16 protein-coding genes and 2 pseudogenes are annotated in these 20,640 nt (G+C 71.5%); 7 read left to right on the top strand and 11 right to left on the bottom strand.

From position 1 onward, the window contains the following. Positions 1 to 2,428 (top strand): SDR family NAD(P)-dependent oxidoreductase (locus ACWD0J_RS37900; protein WP_451500420.1); only part of this gene is annotated, 2,428 nt, incomplete at its 5' end. A 72-nt stretch (positions 2,429 to 2,500) separates the two neighbouring features. On the opposite strand, the gene ACWD0J_RS37895 is transcribed toward ACWD0J_RS37900, so the two are convergent. The 4 genes from ACWD0J_RS37895 to ACWD0J_RS37880 all read right to left on the bottom strand — a co-directional run bounded on the left by ACWD0J_RS37895 (position 2,501) and on the right by ACWD0J_RS37880 (position 7,335). Then, positions 2,501 to 3,337, bottom strand: a complete 837-nt coding sequence (locus ACWD0J_RS37895; protein ID WP_451500419.1) for a 2-oxo acid dehydrogenase subunit E2 — start codon at positions 3,335 to 3,337, stop codon at positions 2,501 to 2,503. After that, positions 3,334 to 3,561 carry an acyl carrier protein gene (locus ACWD0J_RS37890; RefSeq protein WP_451500418.1) on the bottom strand — a complete coding sequence of 76 codons (228 nt, stop codon included), beginning with the start codon at positions 3,559 to 3,561 and terminating at the stop codon, positions 3,334 to 3,336. Before ACWD0J_RS37890 ends, ACWD0J_RS37895 begins: the two co-directional genes overlap by 4 nt. 108 nt (positions 3,562 to 3,669) lie before the next feature. Beyond that, positions 3,670 to 4,461 (bottom strand): thioesterase II family protein, encoded by a 792-nt coding sequence (locus ACWD0J_RS37885; RefSeq protein WP_451500417.1) that lies wholly within the window; start codon positions 4,459 to 4,461, stop codon positions 3,670 to 3,672. 180 nt (positions 4,462 to 4,641) lie between these two features. Continuing rightward, positions 4,642 to 7,335: a LuxR C-terminal-related transcriptional regulator gene (locus tag ACWD0J_RS37880; protein WP_451500416.1), complete on the bottom strand. Its 2,694-nt coding sequence runs from the start codon at positions 7,333 to 7,335 to the stop codon at positions 4,642 to 4,644. A gap of 368 nt (positions 7,336 to 7,703) precedes the next feature. Between ACWD0J_RS37880 and ACWD0J_RS37875 the strand changes: the two genes are divergently transcribed. Next, positions 7,704 to 7,964, top strand: a complete 261-nt coding sequence (locus ACWD0J_RS37875) for a DUF6059 family protein (RefSeq protein WP_451500415.1) — start codon at positions 7,704 to 7,706, stop codon at positions 7,962 to 7,964. A 330-nt stretch (positions 7,965 to 8,294) separates the two neighbouring features. Here ACWD0J_RS37875 and ACWD0J_RS37870 read toward each other — a convergent pair whose 3' ends face one another. After that, positions 8,295 to 9,437, bottom strand: coding sequence for a WD40/YVTN/BNR-like repeat-containing protein (locus tag ACWD0J_RS37870; RefSeq protein ID WP_451500414.1), 1,143 nt, complete (start codon positions 9,435 to 9,437; stop codon positions 8,295 to 8,297). Positions 9,438 to 9,649: 212 nt separating this feature from the next. Here ACWD0J_RS37870 and ACWD0J_RS37865 point away from each other — a divergent pair, with 212 nt between their 5' ends. Then, entirely contained in the window at positions 9,650 to 10,234 is a 585-nt protein-coding gene (locus tag ACWD0J_RS37865; RefSeq protein WP_451500413.1) for an Rv1733c family protein, read from the top strand. Between the two features lie 452 nt (positions 10,235 to 10,686). Here ACWD0J_RS37865 and ACWD0J_RS37860 read toward each other — a convergent pair. Further along, a pseudogene (locus ACWD0J_RS37860) lies at positions 10,687 to 11,004 on the bottom strand (DNA alkylation response protein); the annotation flags it as partial. Here ACWD0J_RS37860 and ACWD0J_RS37855 point away from each other — a divergent pair. After that, positions 11,005 to 11,538 (top strand): annotated as a pseudogene (locus tag ACWD0J_RS37855) (PaaX family transcriptional regulator C-terminal domain-containing protein); the annotation flags it as partial. Positions 11,539 to 11,604: 66 nt separating this feature from the next. On the opposite strand, the gene ACWD0J_RS37850 reads toward ACWD0J_RS37855, so the two are convergent. Together ACWD0J_RS37850 and ACWD0J_RS37845 are read right to left on the bottom strand one after the other, a co-directional pair. Further along, positions 11,605 to 12,387 carry a pectate lyase gene (locus ACWD0J_RS37850; RefSeq protein ID WP_451500412.1) on the bottom strand — a complete coding sequence of 261 codons (783 nt, stop codon included), beginning with the start codon at positions 12,385 to 12,387 and terminating at the stop codon, positions 11,605 to 11,607. Positions 12,388 to 12,418: 31 nt separating this feature from the next. After that, on the bottom strand, positions 12,419 to 13,396 hold the full coding sequence (locus ACWD0J_RS37845) for a pectate lyase family protein (protein WP_451500411.1): 978 nt from the start codon (positions 13,394 to 13,396) through the stop codon (positions 12,419 to 12,421). Between the two features lie 967 nt (positions 13,397 to 14,363). Between ACWD0J_RS37845 and ACWD0J_RS37840 the strand changes: the two genes are divergently transcribed. Next, on the top strand, positions 14,364 to 15,698 hold the full coding sequence (locus ACWD0J_RS37840; RefSeq protein WP_451500410.1) for an extracellular catalytic domain type 1 short-chain-length polyhydroxyalkanoate depolymerase: 1,335 nt from the start codon (positions 14,364 to 14,366) through the stop codon (positions 15,696 to 15,698). Between the two features lie 81 nt (positions 15,699 to 15,779). Here the strand turns inward: ACWD0J_RS37840 and ACWD0J_RS37835 are convergent, their stop codons facing one another. Then, the gene (locus ACWD0J_RS37835; protein ID WP_451500409.1) at positions 15,780 to 16,859 is read right to left on the bottom strand and encodes an NADH:flavin oxidoreductase/NADH oxidase; all 1,080 of its coding nucleotides are present in this window, start codon (positions 16,857 to 16,859) and stop codon (positions 15,780 to 15,782) included. Between the two features lie 123 nt (positions 16,860 to 16,982). Between ACWD0J_RS37835 and ACWD0J_RS37830 the strand changes: the two genes are divergently transcribed. Then, the gene (locus ACWD0J_RS37830; RefSeq protein WP_451500408.1) at positions 16,983 to 17,336 is read left to right on the top strand and encodes an ArsR/SmtB family transcription factor; all 354 of its coding nucleotides are present in this window, start codon (positions 16,983 to 16,985) and stop codon (positions 17,334 to 17,336) included. On the opposite strand, the gene ACWD0J_RS37825 is transcribed toward ACWD0J_RS37830, so the two are convergent. Further along, entirely contained in the window at positions 17,256 to 18,644 is a 1,389-nt protein-coding gene (locus ACWD0J_RS37825) for a nucleobase:cation symporter-2 family protein (protein WP_451500407.1), read from the bottom strand. The two genes, ACWD0J_RS37830 and ACWD0J_RS37825, sit on opposite strands and share 81 nt — an antisense overlap. Before the next feature lie 128 nt (positions 18,645 to 18,772). Continuing rightward, positions 18,773 to 20,140: an FAD-dependent oxidoreductase gene (locus tag ACWD0J_RS37820; RefSeq protein WP_451500406.1), complete on the bottom strand. Its 1,368-nt coding sequence runs from the start codon at positions 20,138 to 20,140 to the stop codon at positions 18,773 to 18,775. Between the two features lie 194 nt (positions 20,141 to 20,334). On the opposite strand from ACWD0J_RS37820, the gene ACWD0J_RS37815 reads away from it, so the two are divergent. Further along, a partial coding sequence (locus ACWD0J_RS37815) for a DUF6214 family protein (protein ID WP_451500405.1) occupies positions 20,335 to 20,640 on the top strand: 306 nt, incomplete at its 3' end.

Here is a 20,640-nt window from a genome sequence, read left to right as displayed (position 1 = left end):
CCTGCCCCACACCCTCACCCACGCCCTGACCACCCACACCCCCCAACTCACCCTCCACCACGGCACCCCCCACACCCCCCACCTCACCCACCTGCGTGACGGTCCGCCCCTGTCCGCTCCCGCCGGTACGGAACCGTGGCGGCTGGACACCACCGAGCCGGGCACCATCGAGTCGCTCCGGCTGGTTCCCTGCGGGGAGGCGGCCGAGCCGCTCGCCCCCGGTACCGTCCGCGTGGCCGTCAGGGCGGCCGGGCTCAACTTCCGGGACGTCCTCATGGCACTCGGGATGTATCCCGGCGAGCAGGTGATGGGCAGCGAGGGCGCCGGCGTGGTCACCGAAGTAGGCCCCGGGGTGAGCGGACTCGCTCCCGGTGACCGCGTGCTGGGCCTGCTGCCCCACTCCTTCGGGCCGGTCGCCGTCACCGACGAGCGCATGCTCGTCCCGATGCCCGAGAGCTGGACGTTCGCGCAGGCGGCGGCGGTGCCGGTCGTCTTCCTCACCGCCTACTACGGTCTGCGCGACCTGGGGCGCCTGGCGGAAGGCGAATCCGTGCTGGTGCACGCCGCGACCGGCGGCGTCGGCATGGCCGCCGTGCAACTGGCGCGGTACTGGGGAGCGGAGGTGTACGCGACCGCGAGTCCGGCGAAGCAGCATCTGCTGCGTGAGCTGGGTCTGCCCGAGGAGCGGATCGCCTCCTCGCGCGACCTGGACTTCGCCGAGCGCTTCTCGCGGGTCTCCGGCGGAGGGATACGGGTCGTCCTCAACTCGCTCGCCCAGGAGTTCGTGGACGCCTCGCTGCGACTGCTCCCTCCGGGCGGGCGGTTCGTGGAGATGGGCAAGACCGACATCCGCGACGCAGCCGGCGTGGAAGCACGTCATCCGGGTGTCACCTACCAGGCGTTCGACCTCATGGAGGCGGGCCCGGACCGGATCCGGCAGATGCTCGGCGAGATCGTGGCACTGCTGGAGGCCGGCGTCCTCGACCTGCTCCCCGTGCGGACCTGGGACGTGCGCCGCGCACCCGATGCGTACCGCTTCATGAGCCAGGCGCGGCACGTCGGCAAGATCGTGCTGACCGTGCCGGCCCCCCTGGACCCCGACGGCACGGTACTGATCACCGGCGGCACGGGCGCCCTGGGGGCCCAGGTCGCCCGGCACCTGGTGACCGTCCACGGCGTACGGCATCTGCTGCTGACCAGCCGGCGCGGCCCGGACGCGCGAGGAGCGGCGGATCTGCGTGCCGAGCTGACGGAGCTCGGGGCGGAGGTCACCGTGGCCGGGTGTGATGTCTCGCGGCGCGCAGACGTGGCGCGGCTGCTGGACGGCGTACCGGACGAGCATCCGCTGACCGCGGTCGTCCACGCGGCCGGAGTGACCGCCGACGGCACCCTGGAGGCCCTGGACGCCGACGCCGTTGCACGGGTCCTCGCCCCCAAGGTGGAGGCGGCCGGACACCTGGACGAGCTGACCAGGCATCTCGACCTCAGCCGGTTCGTGCTCTTCTCGTCGATCGCCGGCACCCTCGGCACGGCGGGCCAGGGCAACTACGCGGCGGCCAACGCCGGTCTGGATGCCCTGGCACAGCGCCGCCATGCGCTCGGTCTCCCGGCGGTCTCCCTGGCCTGGGGGTACTGGGCCCAGGAGAGCGAGCTGTCCGGGCACCTCGGCGAAGCCGACGTGGCCCGGTTGAGCCGCAGCGGCATTCTGCCGCTGGCCACGGAGGAGGGCCTGGCTCTGTTCGACGCGGCCCTCACGCTGGGTGAGCCCGTGGTGGTGCCGGCGCGGCTGAGCACGCGTGCCGACCAGGGCGTCGAGGTACCGGCGGTGCTGCGCAAGGTGATCAGGCCGGTGGCGCGCCGGGCCGCCGGTTCGGATCCGTCGGCCGAGGCGGGCGGGGCGCAGGCCGGTCGGCTGGCGGAACTTCCGCCGGCGGAGCGGACCGAGGCCCTGGTGAAACTGGTGCGCACACACGCCGCCGTGGTGCTCGGGCACGGATCGCCGAACGCTGTGCCACGCGACGCCACGTTCAGGGACATCGGCTTCGACTCGCTGGCCTCGGTGGAACTGCGCAACCGCCTCAACGGAGCGACCGGCCTGCGCCTTTCGGCGACCGCGGTGTTCGACAACCCGACGCCCGAGGCGCTCGCCGCCCTGCTGGACGGGGAACTGCCGGGCACCTCCGTGGCGGACGAGCCCGACGCCGGCGCGGGGAGCCTCGGCGAACTCGAAGGCATGCTGGCCGCGGGCACCCTCGACGACGGGGAGCGGTCGAGGTTCGCCAAGCGGCTGCGGTCCCTGCTGTGGCAGCTGGAGGACTCTCCGGGTGCGGGTGCGGGTGCGGGAGCCGAAGGGTCCGGCGCGGAACTGTCGGCGGCCAGCGACGAGGAGATGTTCGCGCTGATCGACCGGGAGCTGGGCCTGGACTGAGCCTGGGGACACCGATGCCGCGGGCCCGCTACAGGGATGCGGGCCCGCGGCATCGGTGGTGGCGCGGCGCGATCAGGGGCCGGAGGCCGAGGTGGTCGGGCGGTCCGTGGCCCGGGTGGCGACGGGTTGGTCCCCGTCATGGGGCCCGGTCGTGTCCGAGACGTAGGTCTCCAGGAATACCTTGAGCTCGGCCAGCACATCGGCCGCCTCGGCCCCGTCGATGACCCGGTGGTCGAATGCGAGGCTCAGGCGCATCACCGGAGCCACCACCACGGCGCCGTTCCGTACGACGGCGCGGTCCACGACGCGTCCGACGCCGAGTGTGACGGTCGTACCGCCGACCGACTGGAAGCCGTCCACCGGGCGATGGCCGAGCGAGGTGACGGCGACGGTGCCCACCAGTTCGGTGCGGTGCGACAGCGAGCGGGTCGCCAGCCGGAACAGCAGCCGCCCGACCGGCACCGGCAGCCGGTGCAGCCTGCGGACGGGCTCGAACTCCGGCATCCGGTCGGGATCCCCGTCCCGGAACCGGTCCACCTGCCGCTGCACGGCGTCCAGGCTCGAGCGTTCCAGTTCCGGTACGACGGTCGCCAGGACGACGCGGCGCCCGCCGAGGGTCTTGTCCAAGGTCACCTTGCCACTGACCGAGGGATAGCGCGCGATCCGGGGGCGGATTCTGCCCCGGATGGCCGCGTTGGCCTCCGGATGGCTGGCCAGCACCCGGCCCGCCGCCTGGAGGACGTAGGCCACCACCGAGTACCGCCGGCCCTCCCCCCGGGCCGCCGTGCGGTGGTGTCCGACCGCGGTCATGTCCACCTCGGTGTCGAGGTAGACCGGGGCGGCGGAGCGGATCTCGTCGCAGTGGTAGAGGGTGTGGCGCCGCTCGGCGGGGAACCGGGAGCCGCTCACGCCGCCACCGCCACCCGGTAGATGCCGCCGAGGGTTTCGGCCTCCAGCAGGTCCGGGATGGAGACACTGCGGCCGGTACGGCGTTCCAGTGCCGCGGTCAGCCAGAGCAGATGGACGGAGTCCCAGCCGGCGATCTCGTCCAGGGGGCGCTCGGCGTCCTGGACGGACACCGGCAGCCCCAGCTCGTCACGGATCAGCACGACAAGATCGTCGATGGTGTGCATGAACGGGTCCTTCCGGGTTCGGTCCCACGGCCATGGCGCGGGTACCACCGCGTTCCGGACCCTGCCGGCGCCCTGGGACGGTCAAACGGGTCGCGTCCGCGACAACGGTCAACGGGCAGAGGCCGAGGCGCTGTTCGAGAACGAGTGGAGCTCGCGCAGCAGGGCGGCGGCGACGGCTCGCTCCGCGCCGTCGAGGTAGAAGTGGCCGCCGGGGAACCGCTCGACGCGGAAGCCGCCCGTGGTCAGCGGCTCCCAGGCCCGGGCCTCCGCGTCGGTGACCCGCGGATCGCTGGTGCCGGTGAAGACGGTGACCGGGCAGCTCAGTACGGACCGGGAGTCATGGCGGTAGGTCTCCACGGCCGTGTAGTCGGCGCGCAGCGCGGGCAGGATCATGCCTCGCATGTCCGGGTCGGCCAGGATCTGCGGATCGGTACCGCTCAGCGCGGTGATCTCGGCGATCAGCCCGTCGTCGTCCCGCAGGTGCACGGTCTCGTGGCGGGGGACGGCGGGCGAGTGCCGGCCCGAGGCGATGAACCCGGCCGGCGGGTTGACGCCGTCGCGCTCCAGTCGTCCGGCGGTCTCGAGACCTACGACGGCGCCCATGCTGTGCCCGAAGAGGACCAGCGGCAGATCGGTCAGCGGTTCGAGTACCGCCGCGATCCGCTCGGCCAGTGCGCGCACCGTGCGGAACGGCGGTTCGTGGCGGCGTTCCTGACGGCCCGGGTACTGCACGGCCAGGCAGTCGACGGACGGCGGCAGTTCCCTGTGCAGTGGGAAGAACGCGCTGGCGGCGCCCCCCGCGTGGGGCAGGCAGACCAGTCGCACGCTCGGCCGGTGGGCCGCGCCGAAGCGGCGCAGCCACGTGTCGTCGATCGGGATCTCAGTGGGCACCGTGGCCATGCCTTCCTCCGCCCTCCCGGGTGCGAGAGCGCGGCACACGGTGGAGAGCGCACCTGGGGTTCTCGGGTTCCTCCGACGTCCGTGAAGGTAGGGACTCGGGTTGAAACGCCGACAAAGCTCCGCTAAAGGAGTGCGGGGGGTCCGTCGCCCGCGCCAGTGCGGTCAGTGAGGTCCTGGTGGTCACGCCGTGCGGGTCCCGAGGTGTGTGTCGATCTCGTTGCGGTGGGTGATGCCGAGTTTCTGGTAGATGCGCGTGAGGTGCTGTTCGACCGTGCTGACGGTGATGTGGAGCCGGCCGGCGACCTGGCGGTTGGTCAGGCCCTGCGCCACCAGCCCGGCCACCCGGTGTTCGGCCCGGGTGAGCTGCTGGTGCGGGGCCGGGACCGGGGACCGGTCCGGGGGAGGGTCCGGTTCCGCCCGTTCCTGCGGGATCGTCGGAGCGTCGTGCAGACACGACCGGGCGATCTGGACGGCCGTGCGCCGGGCCTCGACGGCCCAGGTGCGATGGCCGAGCGCCCACAGAGCCTCGCCCAATTCGATCAGTGTCCTCGCCAGTTCGGGCCGGTCACCCGACCCGTGGAACTCGTGGGCGGCCTTGAGGAGCACCCCGGGCCGTTCGTGCGGTTCGGCCAGGTCAGCCTGGAGCCGGAGAGCCATGGCATGGCTCCGGCCGACCCTGCGCGGGCCCTGCGCGGCGTGTTCGGCGAGCATGTGCGCCGCCTGTTTCGGATGCCCGAGACTCAGCCAGGCCTCGGCGGCGAAAAGCCGCCAGGGGACCAGCGTGGGGTGATCGACATGGAACCGATCGGCCAGTTTGCCGATCCGCAGGAAGTCGGAGAGCGCTGCGTGCGGCCGGTTCGTGGCAAGCAGGAGACAGCCCCGCGCCCGCAGGTAGCTCAGCCAGTAGACGCTCTTCTCCCAGGACGGCGGTACGGGCTTGGCGAACACCCGGGCGGCCTCGTCGTAGCGCCCCGTCTCGATGTGCAGGGCGGCGAGAGTGGACTCCGCGGCACAGGCCATCGCGCTGCTGCGCTCGGTGATGACGTCCTGCACGAGACGCACGCAGGCCAGACCTGCCGCCAGCTTTCCCCGGCGCACCGCGACGAGGGCCTGGAGCAGGGCGAACACCGCCTGCCAGCCAGGGGCTTCACGCGCGGCGGACTCCTTGACCAGCCGCTCGCACCAGCGCCACGCCGACTCCAGCCGATCGGTGATGATCAGGGCTTTGACCGCGCTGGACAGCGACCACACGGTGGCGTCGGAGAGAGCGGAGACCTCAAGGAGGTTCTCGGCCGCGGTGGCCCAGTCGTCATGGTCCCCTATCAGAAACGATCCTTCTGATGTCCGGAACAAGGCCGTGGCCGATTCGTGCGGTGCCTGCCCGGCCCGTGTGCCCGGCCGCTCGTCCGGGCGTGTGGGGGAGCGGAAACTGGACCAGGCCCAGAGCCACGCGATGTTGGGGTGGTCGCCCGCTCTGACGTCCCCCGCACTGGTCTCCGCGCCCTGTTTCTGCAGGACCGTGAAGGCCTCTTCGAGCCGGCCGCAGCCGAACAGGAGGTCCGCGAGGCCGTCGCAGGCCGTGCCCGGCATGGTTCCCCCCTGGAAGGCCTCAAGGAGTTCGGGCAGGTACCGGGACTCCACGGCCGTGGGATTCACCCGCAGGGTGATCAGAGCCAGCCGCATGAAGATCTCGATGCGGTCCGCTGCCTCCGAGCAGCCCTCCAGAGCGAGTTCCAGGCACTTGACGGCCAGGCGGATGTCCTCCTCGCCTATGGCTGTCTCCGCGGCGTTTCGCAGCACGGTCCGCTGCCACGGTTCCTCCGTGTGCCGGGCCGCGAGGAGGTGCCGCGCCACGTCCGTGGCGGGTGAACCGGTGCCGTACTGCGCGGCGGCGGCCCGCTTGTGCAACTCGATCCGGACGGGCGGATCCACGTCCGCCAGAACCGCCTGCTGGGCGGTCCGGTGCCGGAAAGACATTCCGTCGACAACGCCGGAGAGCCGGAGCGCCGCGAGCTGCGGATCGATCAGAGAGGGCGAAATGCCGCTCATCTGCGACAGCAGATCGGATGACGCCGAATCGCCGAGCACGGACATCAGATGCCCGATTTCCACGGCCGTGGTGCCGCTGCGATGTAGTACGGACATGACCGCCTGTCCGTACATTCGGAGTTCCGCGGATCGTTCCATTCCGCTCGGTGGCAGCTTCATGTCCGAGCTTTTGAAATCCTCGAGCAGGGCGCTCAGCAGGAGAGGACTTCCGCCGCTCAGGTGGTGGAGCAGCCGTACCCACTGCCGGTGCGGCTGCTCGGCCTCCGCCGCGATCATTTCGCTCACCCCGCGTTCGTCCAGCGGATCCAGCTGCATGCGCTGGGTGTCGGGACGCCTCAGGTCGGCCTTGGCCGGTGATTCCCGGTGCAGCAGGTGCGGGCAGTCCGCGATGACGAGCAGAATGTGCCGGTTGCGGTGCCAGGTGATCGTCTGGAGCAGGAAGTCGAGTTGTGACCAGGGAATCTCCTGGACGTCGTCCACGCAGATCACCACGGAGCCGCCGTCGTGCGCGAGTCGGGGAAGTGCCGTGGCGAACTGCATCGCGGAGGAGGCGGGTGTGGGCCGGCCTTCCGGGAGAAAGGAGGACATCTGCGCCGCCAACTGGTGGAACAGGGAGATGGGCGGGTCGGCGGCCACCGCCCGCCCCTGAGCGCTGAGCACGGTGGCGCCTTCGGCCATGGCGTGTTCGGTGAAGGCGTGCAGCAACGCGCTCTTTCCGGCGCCCACGCCACCGGCGACAACGATCGTTCTCCACGGCCCGTGGCCGCAACTGGAAAGAGCCGCCTTCAAGATCCCGAGTTCTCTCCCACGACTCACAAAAGGCATGCCGGAATACTCACCCCCGTGAGCTTGCGTGCCGCCGGGGTACGCAAGCGCTTAAGTAACTCCAGACCACACACTCAGGCCGCACGATGCTTCTCGGCCATAAAATAGCCGCCGGACACTGCTCCGCAAGGTCGCCTTTCGCTTTGTGGCGGAAAACTGCGCCCGTTTTGCACGGTATATCCAGGCTGTCTCATGTTATACCGCCAGCCTACATTCTCGTGATGGCGGGCGGGGTGACGTCCGGCAGGCGCGATATCCGGACCCACCGCGTCCGGATATCCCGGCTCCAGGAGGGCGCCGCCAGGCGCCTCGGAGCGCGCGGGAAGAAGCTTTGGCGGGGCTTTGGCCGAACAGCACACCCTGCATGAATGGCTTCCTTCTCTGTCTGGTTGCTGCGCGCGGTACAGGAATCCCTCATCGCCTTCGGCCGGATATGGGTGTGGATTCCTCCCGTGTCCGAAACGCCGTTGGAGGGGCCCCCGCCGGGTCACCCGGAGCGGCTGCGTCCGGACGTTCCGCTGAGCGCGGTGGAAAGAAAACTTCTCCTCATGTTTCCCGACATGGAATCGGAGGACGGGCCGGCGTCCCCTCCCGGTCATCAACGGCCGGACCGAGAGGGCTCACCGTGACACGACGCCCCGCCGAGGAGGATCGCCGGCATACGCATCGGTGATCCGTGCGACGGCCCGCGCGGCGGCACGCGCCGCTCCTCGCGCGGCGGGGGCAGCTCCCGTCGGCCCCGGGGCCGGACCGGGCCGACGGGTCCGAGGGGCGAAGGCGTCCTCCAGCACGAGGGTGTGGTGGACGAGCCCGCCCCGAGTCGGTGCGGGCCGACGGGACGCCGCTGAGCAGCACCCGTCCGTGCCGCTCACCGTGGCGTCACCCTACGGCCGTACGGGCACCGGAGATCAACAAGTGGCCGAGGCCGTCATCCCCGCCGGCCCGCAACCCCGTCCGGCTCATCCGAGCACCGCGGCCCGGACGCACAGCACGTCCGGCAGATGCGAGGCCAACTGCCGCCAGCTGTCGCCGTCGTCGGCCGAGGCGAACACCTCGCCGTTGCGGTTGCCGAAGTACACTCCGGCCGGGTCGGCGTCGTCCGTGCACATCGCGTCCCGCAGCACCGTGCCGTAGTGGTCCTCCTGGGGCAGACCCGCCGTCAGCGGCTCCCAGCTCTTGCCCGCGTCCTCCGTCCGGTAGACCCGGCATCGCCGGTCGGCGGGCACCCGGTCCGCGTCGGCGTTGATCGGGAACACGTACGCCGTGTCGCCCCGGCGGGGATGGGCCGCCACCGCGAAGCCGAACGTGGAGGGCAGGCCTTCGCCGATGTCCGTCCAGCGCGCCCCCGCGTCGTCGCTGCGGTACACACCCCAGTGGTTCTGCAGATACAGCCGGTCCGGGTTCGCCGCGTCCCGCGCGATCTTGTGCACGCACTGGCCGAACTCGGGGTTCGGGTCCGGCAGGAAGACCGCGGAGACGCCGGAGTTGGACGGCTCCCAGCTCGCTCCGCCGTCCTTCGTACGGAACACCCCGGCCGTCGACACGGCCACCGTGACCGCGCGCGGATCCCGCGTGTCGGTGAGCACGGTGTGCAGGCCCTCACCGCCGCCGCCCGGCACCCACCGGGAGCGGGTGGGGTGCTCCCACAGGGGACGGACGAGCTCGAAGCTCTCGCCGCGGTCCTCGGAGCGGTACAGCGCGGCCGGTTCCGTGCCCGCGTACACCACGTCCGGCTCCGCGGCCGCCGGGTGGAGCTGCCAGACCCGCTCCAGTGAGGCCTCCGTGTCCGGCGGGAACTTGACGGCCGGCTGCGCCGGTTCGGTCCAGGTCCGGCCCAGGTCGTCGGAGTGGAACACGGAGGGGCCCCAGTGCGCGCTGTCGCCGCCGGCCAGCAGCCGCGGACGGCCCCCACGGGTGTCGATGGCGACCGAGTACACCGCCTGCGCGTTGAAGTGGGGACTCTCGTCGAACTTCCAGGCGCCGTCCCGCCTGCGCCCGATGAACAGGCCTTTGCGTGTGCCCACGGCGAGCAGTACTTCGGTCATGCCGGTCACCTCCGCGACGTCTTTGTCCCAGACACTCGCCAGTCTGCACCCCACCACTGACAGTCACCCCCGCAAACGGCTTCGCCGCAGGTCAGCACGGCGGTGATGACCGATCGGAGGGAGCTGCGGGCCGGGTCGCGCACGACGCGGCGCGGGCGCGGCCAGGGGCGACCGCGGAGCCGGGGGACCCGCCGTGAGCATCCGGGACGCGGCTCCCGTATGGGAGGGCGGTCCGGCATGTCCGTGTGCTCCTGAGGAGGCTGCCTTCGATGGCGTTCCGTGGTCCGAGGGTGTGGCTGTGGCGCTGGCGGCGCAATCCGCTCAAGCGCCGCGCCGACGTGGTGGAGGCCTGGGTCGTGCTCGGTGTCTGGGCACTGACCGTGCTGGCCGGTGTACTCGCCGGTCTGGGGGCGGCCCGGACCGTCGAGCACGGACTGGCCCGGGAACGCGTCGAGTGGCGTCCCGTGGTGGCGTACCTCACCGAACAGGCGCCGGGCACGGCTGCCACGCACTCCCGTACGCCCAGCGGCGATCAGGTGTGGGCCGAGGTCCGCTGGACCGTGCCGGACGGCTCCGCGCGCACCGGCCAGGCCCGGGTCGACCCCGGCAGCTCTCCCGGCACTCCGGTCACCATCTGGACGGATCCGCGGGGCACGCTGGTGACGAGGCCCGCCACCGCCGCCCAGGCCCGCCTGCGGGCCGCCCTGACCGGCGGCCTGATCGGCGTCGGCGCGGGGACGCTGCCCTTCGTCGGAGGCCGGGTCCTGCGCGGGCGCCTGGAACGCGGCCGCATGGAGCAGTGGGACGCCGAGTGGGCACGGCTGGGCCCTCTGTGGGGCCGCACGACGGGCTGAGCACGGGGAGTCCCCGCCGGACGCACCGGGCGCCAGCCGCCCATCTCGCCACCGGCCGTACGCGTACGCGTGCGTGTGGGCATGGGCATGGGCATGGGCATGGCGCCGACCTGCGCGCGGGGGCGCGGGGCGGACCCCAGCGGACCTCGCAGCAAGGACCCCCGGTCAGCGGAACGAGCCGAGCGGCCGGTGGGCAGGACCAGGGCGAGCGGAGCGTGACCGGCGGAGGCGAGGGCGGAGCGGCTGGAGACGAGGGCGTTGACGACGTAGATGGCGGGACGGCATGACGGCATGACGGCGAGATGGCGTGACGGCGTAGATGGTGTAGAAACCGGGGGCGCCCAGAGGACGGCGCCCGGATCGGCGTCCTCGTCTTCGACAGGCAGCCGGGCGTCTCGCGGCCTCCGACACACCTCTCAGCGGCCGTTCGTCCTTCTCGGCGACGCGAGGGTTCAGAGCCCGCCGGGCAGCGCACGCGCCAGGATCGCGGTCAGGCCGGCGGACTCGGGAAGCGTGCCGAAGGCGTGCCCCCAGTCGCCGCCGAGCCGGGTCGCGCAGAAGGCGTCGGCCACGGCGGGCGGGGCGTGCCGGACGAGGAGGGAGGCCTGAAGGATCAGGGCCATCCGCTCCACCAGCCGCCGCGCGCTCGCCTCGGACGTCTCCGCCAGTCGCGTCCTGAGGCGCACCACGGCCGTGTCCAGCCGGGCGCCCGCTCCCCGCGCCAGGGTGAGTTCGCTGAACAGGGCCTCCGCGGTGAAGGCCGGGCCCCGCTTGGTGACCGCCTGCTCGCGCGGCAGCGCCGTCAGGACGAGGCCGTGCACCCCCGCACGCGCGCGTGGGACGGCGACTGGGAGATGGTGGTGATCACCGCCACGGGCCGCGGCCCCGCCGAACGCGCCTGCCTGCGCGCCCGGTTGACCGCTCTCCGGCTCGCCGAACTCCGCGAGGGCGTCTGGCTCCGGCCCGCCAACCTGCTGAGACCGCTCCCGGACGACCTCGACCGGGTGGCCCAGAGCTACGGCGCCCGCACCGGCCGTCCGGCACCCGAGCTGGCGGCGGACCTGTGGCCGCTGGACGCCTGGGCGGCCACGGCCCGGGCGCTGCTGGCCCACGCCGCCCGCGCGGAGCGGCCCGCCGACCGGCTCACTGCCTTCGCGGCCGTCGTACGCCACCTGCTCGCCGACCCCGTCCTGCCGCCCGGACTCCTGCCGGACGACTGGCCGGGCACGGACCTGCGCACCGCGTACACGCACTACCGGGAAGAGCTCGCGGAGACCGTGCCGCAGCAGGCCCGGCGCACCTGACACGGCGGCCGTACGAAGCGCCGTGCGGGGACGCTTCGTACGGCCGGGCGGTACCGGGCGGGCGGACTACCTGTAGGTGATGTCCGAGGTGCTGTACAGGCAGTTCGTGCTGTCGGGGCCCGTCCCGACGGCGGTGGTGTTGTTGTACTTCTGGCAGGGCACGACCTTGCGACTGGCGTCGTTGAGGATCGTGATGCCCCGCAGGGTCGCCACGTCGTTGCGGTTGACGTTGATGCCGACGAGCCGCGCGGTGGAGCCTGTTCCGGTCACCTCGATGTTGCTGAGGTTGACCTTGCGCGTGTACTGCGTGGAGCAGTCGCCGCAGGAGCGGTACAGCGTCTTGAACTCGCTGACGGCGAAGTTGGAGATGTTCACGGTGCCGGGCCCGTTGTGCTGGAAGACCTTGTCGGCGGCCTTCTTGGCGCCGCCGCCGGTGACGGTGTAGGTGGAGCCGCCACGGAAGGTCGCGGCGTCCTCGCCGACGTCCTCCCACCACACGTTCTGGAGGGTGCAGTTGCCCTCGCAGTGGATGCCGTCGGCGCCGGGCGCGCCGATGATGACGTTCTTCAGCGTCGCGCCGGCCGCGAGCTTGAAGATCGGGTCCTGGCCCTCCTCCTGGCCGTCACCGGCCAGGTTGCCGCTGCCGTAGTACCGCACCATGCCGCCGTCCCGGACGCCGGACACCGAGATGGTCGAGCTGACGGCCTGGCTGCTGGCGGGCGTCGGCCAGGTCGCCGCACTCGCCGTGGGGGCGTTGAATGTCATGATCATGACACCCGAGAGGCCGAGTGCGGTCAGTGAGCCGGTCAGTGCGCGTCCGCGGACGCGCGGTTGTGCTGCAGAAGTCATGTCCCGATTCCTTCTGTGCGGGGGGAGTCGATCAGAGTTTTCCGGCGCCCGCGCCGCTCGTCACCGAGGTGACGACGGACGAGGCGGGCTCGGCGGTGTAGCTGTAGGGAGCGGTGGTGAAGGTGCCGACCTGCGAGACCTCGGTGGCGGCTCCACCCAGGTCGTTGCCGCGCAGGTTGGCGAATCCGTCGACGTCGCTGCTGCGGTTCGTGGTGACCGCGATCTTCGTCGAGCGGAAGACGTTGTTCTCGACGAGCATCTGCGCGCCCATACGGGAGTGCACGGCCGTGTCGGCGCCGACGACGTAGTTGTCGTAGAAGTGCCCGGTACCGAAGCGCAGGCTGGGGATGCGCGAGAAGATGTTGCTGAAGTGGTTGTGGTGGTACGTCACCTTCAGGTGCCCGGTGTCCTCGCCCGCGTTGCTGTCGCTGTGGCCGACGAGCGAGCCCTTGAAGTGGTCCTTGAAGGTGTTCCAGGACACCGTGACGTTGTCGGACCCGTGGTTGATGTCCAGCAGGCCGTCGTAGTAGTCCTTGTCGTGATCACGGTCGGCCGAGAAGGAGTTGTGGTCGATCCACACCTTCGTCGACGCCTGGACGGTGACACCGTCGGACGGCGCCAGCGGCTTGCTGATGTTCAGGTTGCGGATGACGACGTTGCTGACGTTCTTCAGCCGCAGCCCGCCCCCGGTGAACCCGGACGACGAACCGACGCCCAGGACCGTGGTGTTGGAGCCGACATCGACCTGGCCGCTCAGCGAGATCAGGCCGTTGACCTTGACGACCTTGGCCGAGCCACCGGTGACCGCCGTCTTGAAGGCGCTCAGTGTCGAGACGGTGACCGCAGTGGCACTGCCGCCGCCGGTCGTTCCGGCGCCGAAACCGATGGGGGAGGTCTCGGCGGCCCCGGCCGGCTGCGGGACGGCCAGCACGGCCACCGTCGCGAGAACGGCCGTACCGGCGGCCAGTGCGGATCTTTGCGCCTGTGTACGTGGGGGGAGAGTACGCATGCGGGTGCGTCCCTTCAGCGGTGCTTGGTTGGTCATGTACGTGAACTTTGTGCGCCATGTTGATCGCTGTGCACGAGCAGAGTGGCCATGTCCGCCTGGGGTGGTGCGGCCCGGTCACACTGCTGAACGGAACGTAGGGGGCAAGCGCTTTCTAGTCAACGCTTTGCGCAAAACGCACAGGGCCGGCCCCTGGGAACGGATGGCCGAATTCTTTCGGCGCGTGGGAGCGCTTCCATGGCGGCCATGTCCATGCCACGATGCTCGGCGGGCGGCGCTCCCGTTCCGAGAGGGGTGAGTCGATGACGACTCCACGTATGCGTGCGAACGTTCATCAGTGGTCTGGTGCTCGCGTTACTGGCCGTGGCCGTGGCCATGACCGCCCTGGCACCCGGTCCGGCCGCTGCCGGAGACTCCCGGTCCGGCCGGCCCGCGCAGCTGCCCCGCTCCCTCAGCCGGTCCTCGACCGGTCCCCGGATCAGCCCCGAGCCGGACGCCGCTCATCGGGTCGTCTCGGCGAAGGGCCCGACGGCGCGGGCGGCCTTGGCACCGCAGACCTTCCTCGACGCCCATCCGAACATCGGCAACCGGTACGCCGCCGCGCCGCCCCAGGTCGTTCTGACGGCGAGCCCGCCGTCGTCACGAGCAACGTCTACCGGATCGGCGAGAGCGCCACGAATGCCTTCGTCCGGGCGGACAACGTGACCTCCGAGGCCGGACAGCCCGCCTGGACCAAGGATTTCAGCCACGGCGAGCTGATCCGTCCGGGACGGCCTCGACCAGACCCTCACCATCGACCCGTGCCGACTGTTTCCCCTACCAGGGCACGGACCCGGCGGCGAGCGGCGACTGCCCCCAACTGCCCCGGTTCCTTGCCCCATTGACCCGGACCGACTCCGCCCGCTGACCGAGTACCGCTGACGGAACCCTGTACCACGTCCCCAGAGCCGCGACCAGGAAGGACCAGGACGTGTCCACCACCCCCCGCAACACCGCCGGGCGACCGCTGCGTTCGGTGCGCTCGGTGCTCGTGGCGCTCCTCGGAGCGCTGGTGCCGCTGCTCGCGGCCACCGTCCTCACCGCGCCGTCGGCCACGGCCCGCCCCCGGGAAGCCGTCGCGGTGCCCGCCGCGACGCTCACCGAGGTCACCGGGTTCGGCAGCAACCCCAGCAACCTCCAGATGTACCTGTACGTGCCGGAGAGCGTCACCGCGCGCCCGGCGGTCGTGGTCGCCGTGCACTACTGCACCGGCTCCGGACCGGCCATGTACACCAACACCGAGTGGGCCTCGCTGGCCGACCGCTACGGGTTCGTGGTCGTCTACCCCTCGGTCACCCGCGCCAGCAAGTGCTTCGACGTCGCCTCGCCGCAGGCGCTGAAGCGGGACGGCGGCAGCGACCCCGTCGGCATCAAGTCCATGGTCGACTGGGTCACCCGCACCTACTCCGCCGACCCGGGCAGAATCTTCGCCACCGGCATCTCCTCCGGCGCGATGATGACGAACGTCCTGCTGGGGGACTACCCGGACGTGTTCGCGGCCGGTGCCGCCTTCGCCGGAGTGCCGTTCGGCTGCTTCGCCACCACCGACGGCTCCGAGTGGAACAGCGCGTGCGCGAACGGCACGGTGACCCGCACCCCCCAGGAATGGGGCGACCTGGTCCGCGCCGCGCACCCGGGCCACACCGGACCCCGGCCGCGGATGCAGGTGTGGCACGGCACCGAGGACGACGTGCTGCGCTACCCCAACTTCGGGGAGGAGATCGAGCAGTGGACGAACGTGCTCGGCGTCAGCCAGACCCCGGCCGCCACCGACTCACCCGCCCCCGGCTGGACCCGCACCCGCTACGGGGCCACCGGTGACCGCGCCCCCGTCGAGGCGATCAGCCTCCAGGGCATCGGCCACAACCTCTACAGCAACGGCATGGCCTCCCGTGCCCTGACCTTCTTCGGTCTCGACAGTTCGGGGCCCGCGCCCCAACCCCAGCCGGCGGCCTGCAAGGTGACGGCCACGACCAGCGCCTGGAGCACGGGCCTCACCGGTTCGGTGACCCTCACCAACACCGGCACCACCTCGGTCAACGGCTGGCGGCTCGGCTTCACCCTGCCCGCCGGCCAGACCGTCACCAACGGCTGGGGAGCCACGTACGCGCCGGCGTCCGGGGCGGTGACGGCGACGAACGCCTCGTACAACGGGACGATCGCGCCGAACGCGAGCGTGAGCATCGGGTATCAGGCGAGCCATGCGGGCAACAGCGGGGCACCGACCGGGTTCACGCTCAACGGGACGGCGTGCACCGCGGGTTGACGTCCCCGCGACGGGGCGCGGACGTGCGCGGTGCCGTTCAGACCGACCGGTGGTACTGGTCCGGCACGTGCGCGGTGCCGTTCAGACCGACCGGTGGTACTGGTCCGGCACGTGCACGTCCGCGCCCAGTTCCCGTGCCGCCTGCCGCGCCCACGACGGGTTGCGGAGCAGTTCGCGGCCCAGCAGGACGGCGTCGGCCTCGTCGTTGGAAAGGATCTTCTCGGCCTGCCCGGTGTCGGTGATGAGGCCGACCGCGGCGACCGGGAGCGAGGTCTCGGCCTTGACGCGGGCGGCGAAGGGCACCTGGTAGCCGGGGCCGGTGGGGATGCGGACGCCGGAGGCGTTGCCGCCGGTGGAGACGTCGAGCAGATCGATGCCGTGGGCCCGGAGGTCGCGGGCGAAGCGGACCGTGTCGTCGGCGGTCCAGCCGCCGTCCTCCAGCCAGTCGGTCGCCGAGATGCGGAAGAACAGCGGCTTGTCGTCGGGCCACACCTCGCGCACCGCGTCGACGACTTCGAGAGCGAAGCGGGTGCGGTTCTCGTACGAGCCGCCGTACGCGTCGGTGCGGTGGTTGGAGTGCGGGGAGAGGAACTCGTTGATCAGGTAGCCGTGGGCGCCGTGGATCTCGGCGACCTCGAAGCCGGCGGCGAGGGCGCGCCGGGCCGCGTCCGCGAACTGGCCGACGACCTGCTGGATCTGATCCACCGTCAGTTCGGTCGGTACCGGGTGCCGTTCGTCGAAGGCGAGCGCGCTCGGCGCCAGCGGCTGCCAGCCGTGCGCCTGGGGGTCGACCGGCGCACCGCCCTTCCAGGGCTGGTCGGTCGATGCCTTGCGGCCCGCGTGGGCGAGCTGGATGCCGGGCACCGTGCCCTGGGACACCAGGAAGCGGGTGATCCGGCGGAACGCCTCGACCTGGGTGTCGTTCCAGATGCCGAGGTCGTACGGGGAGATCCGGCCCTCGGGGCTGACGCCGGTCGCCTCGACGAGGATCAGCCCCGTCCCGCCGGCCGCGCGTGCCGCGTAGTGCGCGAAGTGCCAGTCATCGGGGGCGCCCGTGTCCGGTCCTTCCGGTGCCGCCGAGTACTGGCACATCGGGGGCATCCAGACCCGGTTCGGGACGGTCACGTCACGCAGGCTGAGAGGCTGGAAGAGGGAGCTCATGGTGAGCTGCTCCAATCGTCGCGGGGCCGAGGGGCGACTCGTACGATAACCATCGTAGTACGTCATGTGTCAAACTACGAGGGATCTCGTACTATGGAGGTTCCCCGAGCAAGTGGAGTCGCCGTGACCTCCCCCGTCGTCAGCAGCCGCGACCTCCCGCACCCCCCGCGCGCGGAGATCCGGCTCGAATCCGTGCTGCACGCGCTCTCCGACCCCATGCGGCTGCGCATCGTGCGGGAGCTCGCCGACGACGGTGACGAGCTGTCCTGCTCCCACTTCGATCTGCCCGTCACCAAGTCCACCACCACACACCACTTCCGGGTGCTGCGCGAGGCCGGGGTGATCCGGCAGATCTACCGGGGCACGGCCAAGATGAACGGCCTGCGCCGGGACGATCTAGACGACCTCTTCCCGGGACTTGTCGACGCCCTGCTCGACGCCGCCGCCCGGCAGGCCGTCCGTCTGGGCGGTGTCTGAGGCCGCCTTCGCCGGAAGGTGGTTGAAGAGCAGGTTCAGCACGATCGCGGTCAGGCAGCCCGCGCTGATACCGCTGGTCATCACCGTCTGGAACCAGTCGGGGAACTTCTCGTAGATCGTCGGCACGCCGACCGGCAGCACGCCCATCGCCACCGAGACGGCCACCACCGTCAGGTTGTCGTTGTCCCGGAAGTCCACCCGGGCCAGGGTCTTGAGGCCGCTCGCCGCGACCGTCCCGAACATCACCAGGCCCGCCCCGCCGAGCACCGGCGCCGGAATCGCCGCGACCACCGCGCCCAGCTTGGGCAGCAGCCCCAGCAGGACGAGGATGCCGCCCGCGACGGCCACCACCCAGCGGCTGCGGACGCGGGTCATGCCGACGAGGCCCACGTTCTGCGCGTACGCCGTGTACGGGAAGGTGTTGAAGACGCCGCCGAGGACCGTGGACAGGCCGTCGGCGCGCAGGCCGTCGGAGAGCGAGCGCGGCTCCACCTTGCGGTCGGTCATCTCGCCGACCGCGATCAGGTCACCGGTCGTCTCCGTCATCGTCACCAGCGCCACCACCAGCATCGAGATGATCGCCGAGGTCTCGAAGGTGGGCGCGCCGAAGTGGAACGGCGTGCTGACGCCGACCCAGCCGGCGTCCCCGACCCCGCCGAAGTCCGTGAACCCGAACGGCACGGCCACGGCCAAGCCGACCACGATGCCGATCAGCACCGCGATCCGGCTCAGGAACACCGGCGCGAACCGCTGCACCCCCAGCACCACCGTCAGCACGAACGCGGCCAGCGCGATGTTCCTCGGCTCCCCGAAGTCCTCCGCCCCGGCGCCGCCCGCCACCCAGTTGCCCGCGACCGGCAGCAGTGAGATGCCGATGATCAGGATCACCGTGCCGGTGACGAGCGGCGGGAAGAAGCGCAGCAGCCGCCCGAAGACCGGCGCCAGGAGCATGATCGCCAGTCCCGCGACGATCACCGAGCCGTAGATCGCGGGCAGTCCGCCGCCCGTCGTGCCGATCAGCACCATCGGCGACACCGCCGCGAACGTGCAGCCCTGCATGATCGGCAGCCGGACGCCGAAGCGCCAGAACCCGATGCACTGGATGAGCGTGGCGATCCCGCACACCAGCAGGTCGGCGGTGATCAGGTAGGCCAGGTCCGCGGCCGACAGCTTCATCGCGCTGCCCACGATGAGCGGCACGGCCACCGCGCCCGCGTACATCGCGAGCACATGCTGCAGACCGAAGGCGGCCAGCTGTCGTACGGGTGGGACCTCGTCCACGGGATGCACGGGTGCGGTCGTTGCCATGGGCACTCCAGAGCGGCGGGTGGCTGGGAACATGCGAACAGCACGAGACCGTACGAGGCTTGAACATTTTGTTGATTTCGGTGCTGTTGCCGATGTGTGTCATGCCCACCCGGCTGTCCGCCACGCCCCTACGAAGTCGTCGGCCGGGCCGCTGCCAGCAGGGAGGCCCAGTCCGGCAGCTTCACCACCCCGCGCCCCAGCGAAGCCCCGAGCTCCGCCTCGGCCCGCTCGATCGCCTGCCACCCCGCCCACTCGACCGGCCGGATCCCGTCGGCCCGCAACGCCGTGAGAGGGTCGCCGGGCAGGTCGTCGCGGACGAGGACGGAGGCGTCCTCCAGCAGCGAGATCACCGTCTCCTTGGCGCACGGCCGATTGGTGCCGATGACGCCCGTGGGGCCCCGCTTGATCCACCCGGCCACGTACTCGCCGGGCGCGACCACGCCCTCGCGCAGGACCCGGCCGGCCAGCTGGGGCACCGTGCCGGTCGCCGGATCGAACGGCAGCCCCTCCAGCGGCACTCCGCGATAGCCCACCGAGCGCAGCACCAGCTGGGCCTCGATCTCCTCGAACCGGCCCGTGCCCGCCACCCCGCCGTGTCCGTCCGGCACCGTCCGCTCGAAGCGCACCGCGCCCACCCGCCCGGCATCGGCGAGGAGTTCGACGGGCCGCAGGAAGAACCGCAGCCGGATCCGGCGGGGGGCGGACTCCTGGGCCCGGGGGGCGGATTCCTGGCCCCGGGCGGCCGCCCAGCCGCGCAGCACCTCCACGTTGCGGCGCTGGGCGGGGGAGAGCGCGGAGGGATCGTCGTAGGCCGGGTCCAGCGCCAGCTCCTGGTGGTCGACGGCGACTTCGGTGCCCGGCAGGGCGCCCAGCTCACGCAGCTCCTTGGTGGTGAAGCGGGCCTGGGAGGGGCCGCGCCGGCCCACCATGTGGATGTCGGTCACCCGGCTCGCGGACAGTGCGGCCAGGGCCGCCTGCGGCATGTCGGTCGGGTTCAGCTCGGCCGGGCCCCGGGCCAGCATCCGGGCGACGTCCACGGCCACGTTCCCGACGCCGATGACCACCGCGGACCGGGCGCCGGACACGAAGCCGTCGGCCGCGGAGTCGGGGTGCGCGCTGTACCAGGACACGAACTCCGTCGCCGACCAGCTCCCCGGCAGATCCTCCCCGGGGATCCCCAGATGCCGGTCGGTGGCGGCGCCCACGCAGTACACGACGGCGTGGTACAGCTCCCGCAGCCGCGCCGCCGGCACGCCGCCGGGGCCGACAGGGACACCCCCGAGGAACCGCACCCGCTCGTGCTCCAGCACCGTCCGCAGGTTGTTCTGCAGCGACTTGATCTTCTCGTGGTCCGGCGCCACGCCGTACCGCACCAGGCCGTACGGGCACGGCAACCGGTCCAGGACGTCGACGAGCACCTCGGGATCCAGCTGGACCAGACTCTGGGCGGTGTAGCACCCACTCGGCCCGGAACCGACGACGGCGACACGGAGCACGGCGGAACTCCTTCCGCGGGGGATCCTCAGGAGCCACTTCCAGGATCGCACCGCATCGGCTCCGCTGACAGGGGGCCGCGCGCGGGACGGGCGCGCGTGTCCGTTCGTATGGAATGTGATCATGCGGTTACGTTGCGTGTGTGCTAGAAGCATCCTTTCTTCATCTTTCTGATCGCTGCCCGGGAGACGGCGCGGTGTCCGTGCGGCCCGCGTGGCAGGTGCGGGAGGACGAGGGCACGACGTCCTGGTTCGAGGTCCGGCTGGAGTTCACCGACGGCGCCCGGGTCGACGCGCTCGCCGTGGTCTCGGAGGGCGGCGTCTCGGTCGAGGACGTCCGGGCGCGGCCGGCGCTCTCGCTCGACGACCTGGCCGTGCTCGCCGACTGGATCGAGGAGCCCCTCTGCGACGCCTGCGGTGTCGGGTCCGCGCCCGTCTCGGGGAGGACCTCGTGGACGCTCCCGTCCAGATGCTGCGGACCGTGCCCTTCGTGGGTCTCATCC

The sequence above is a fragment of the Streptomyces sp. NPDC003011 genome (assembly GCF_053591515.1).
The sequence above is the reverse complement of the archived record's forward strand: the minus strand, read 5'-3'. Positions and strand labels throughout refer to the sequence as shown.

Excerpts from the sequence above, each read along its gene's own strand:
- ACWD0J_RS37890 (WP_451500418.1), bottom strand. The coding sequence starts at position 3,561 with ATGCACACCATCGACGATCTTGTCGTGCTGATCCGTGACGAGCTGGGG.
- ACWD0J_RS37885 (WP_451500417.1), bottom strand. The coding sequence starts at position 4,461 with ATGGCCACGGTGCCCACTGAGATCCCGATCGACGACACGTGGCTGCGC.
- ACWD0J_RS37880 (WP_451500416.1), bottom strand. The coding sequence starts at position 7,335 with ATGCCTTTTGTGAGTCGTGGGAGAGAACTCGGGATCTTGAAGGCGGCT.
- ACWD0J_RS37875 (WP_451500415.1), top strand. The coding sequence starts at position 7,704 with ATGGCTTCCTTCTCTGTCTGGTTGCTGCGCGCGGTACAGGAATCCCTC.
- ACWD0J_RS37865 (WP_451500413.1), top strand. The coding sequence starts at position 9,650 with ATGGCGTTCCGTGGTCCGAGGGTGTGGCTGTGGCGCTGGCGGCGCAAT.
- ACWD0J_RS37850 (WP_451500412.1), bottom strand. The coding sequence starts at position 12,387 with ATGACTTCTGCAGCACAACCGCGCGTCCGCGGACGCGCACTGACCGGC.
- ACWD0J_RS37845 (WP_451500411.1), bottom strand. The coding sequence starts at position 13,396 with ATGCGTACTCTCCCCCCACGTACACAGGCGCAAAGATCCGCACTGGCC.
- ACWD0J_RS37835 (WP_451500409.1), bottom strand. The coding sequence starts at position 16,859 with ATGAGCTCCCTCTTCCAGCCTCTCAGCCTGCGTGACGTGACCGTCCCG.
- ACWD0J_RS37825 (WP_451500407.1), bottom strand. The coding sequence starts at position 18,644 with ATGGCAACGACCGCACCCGTGCATCCCGTGGACGAGGTCCCACCCGTA.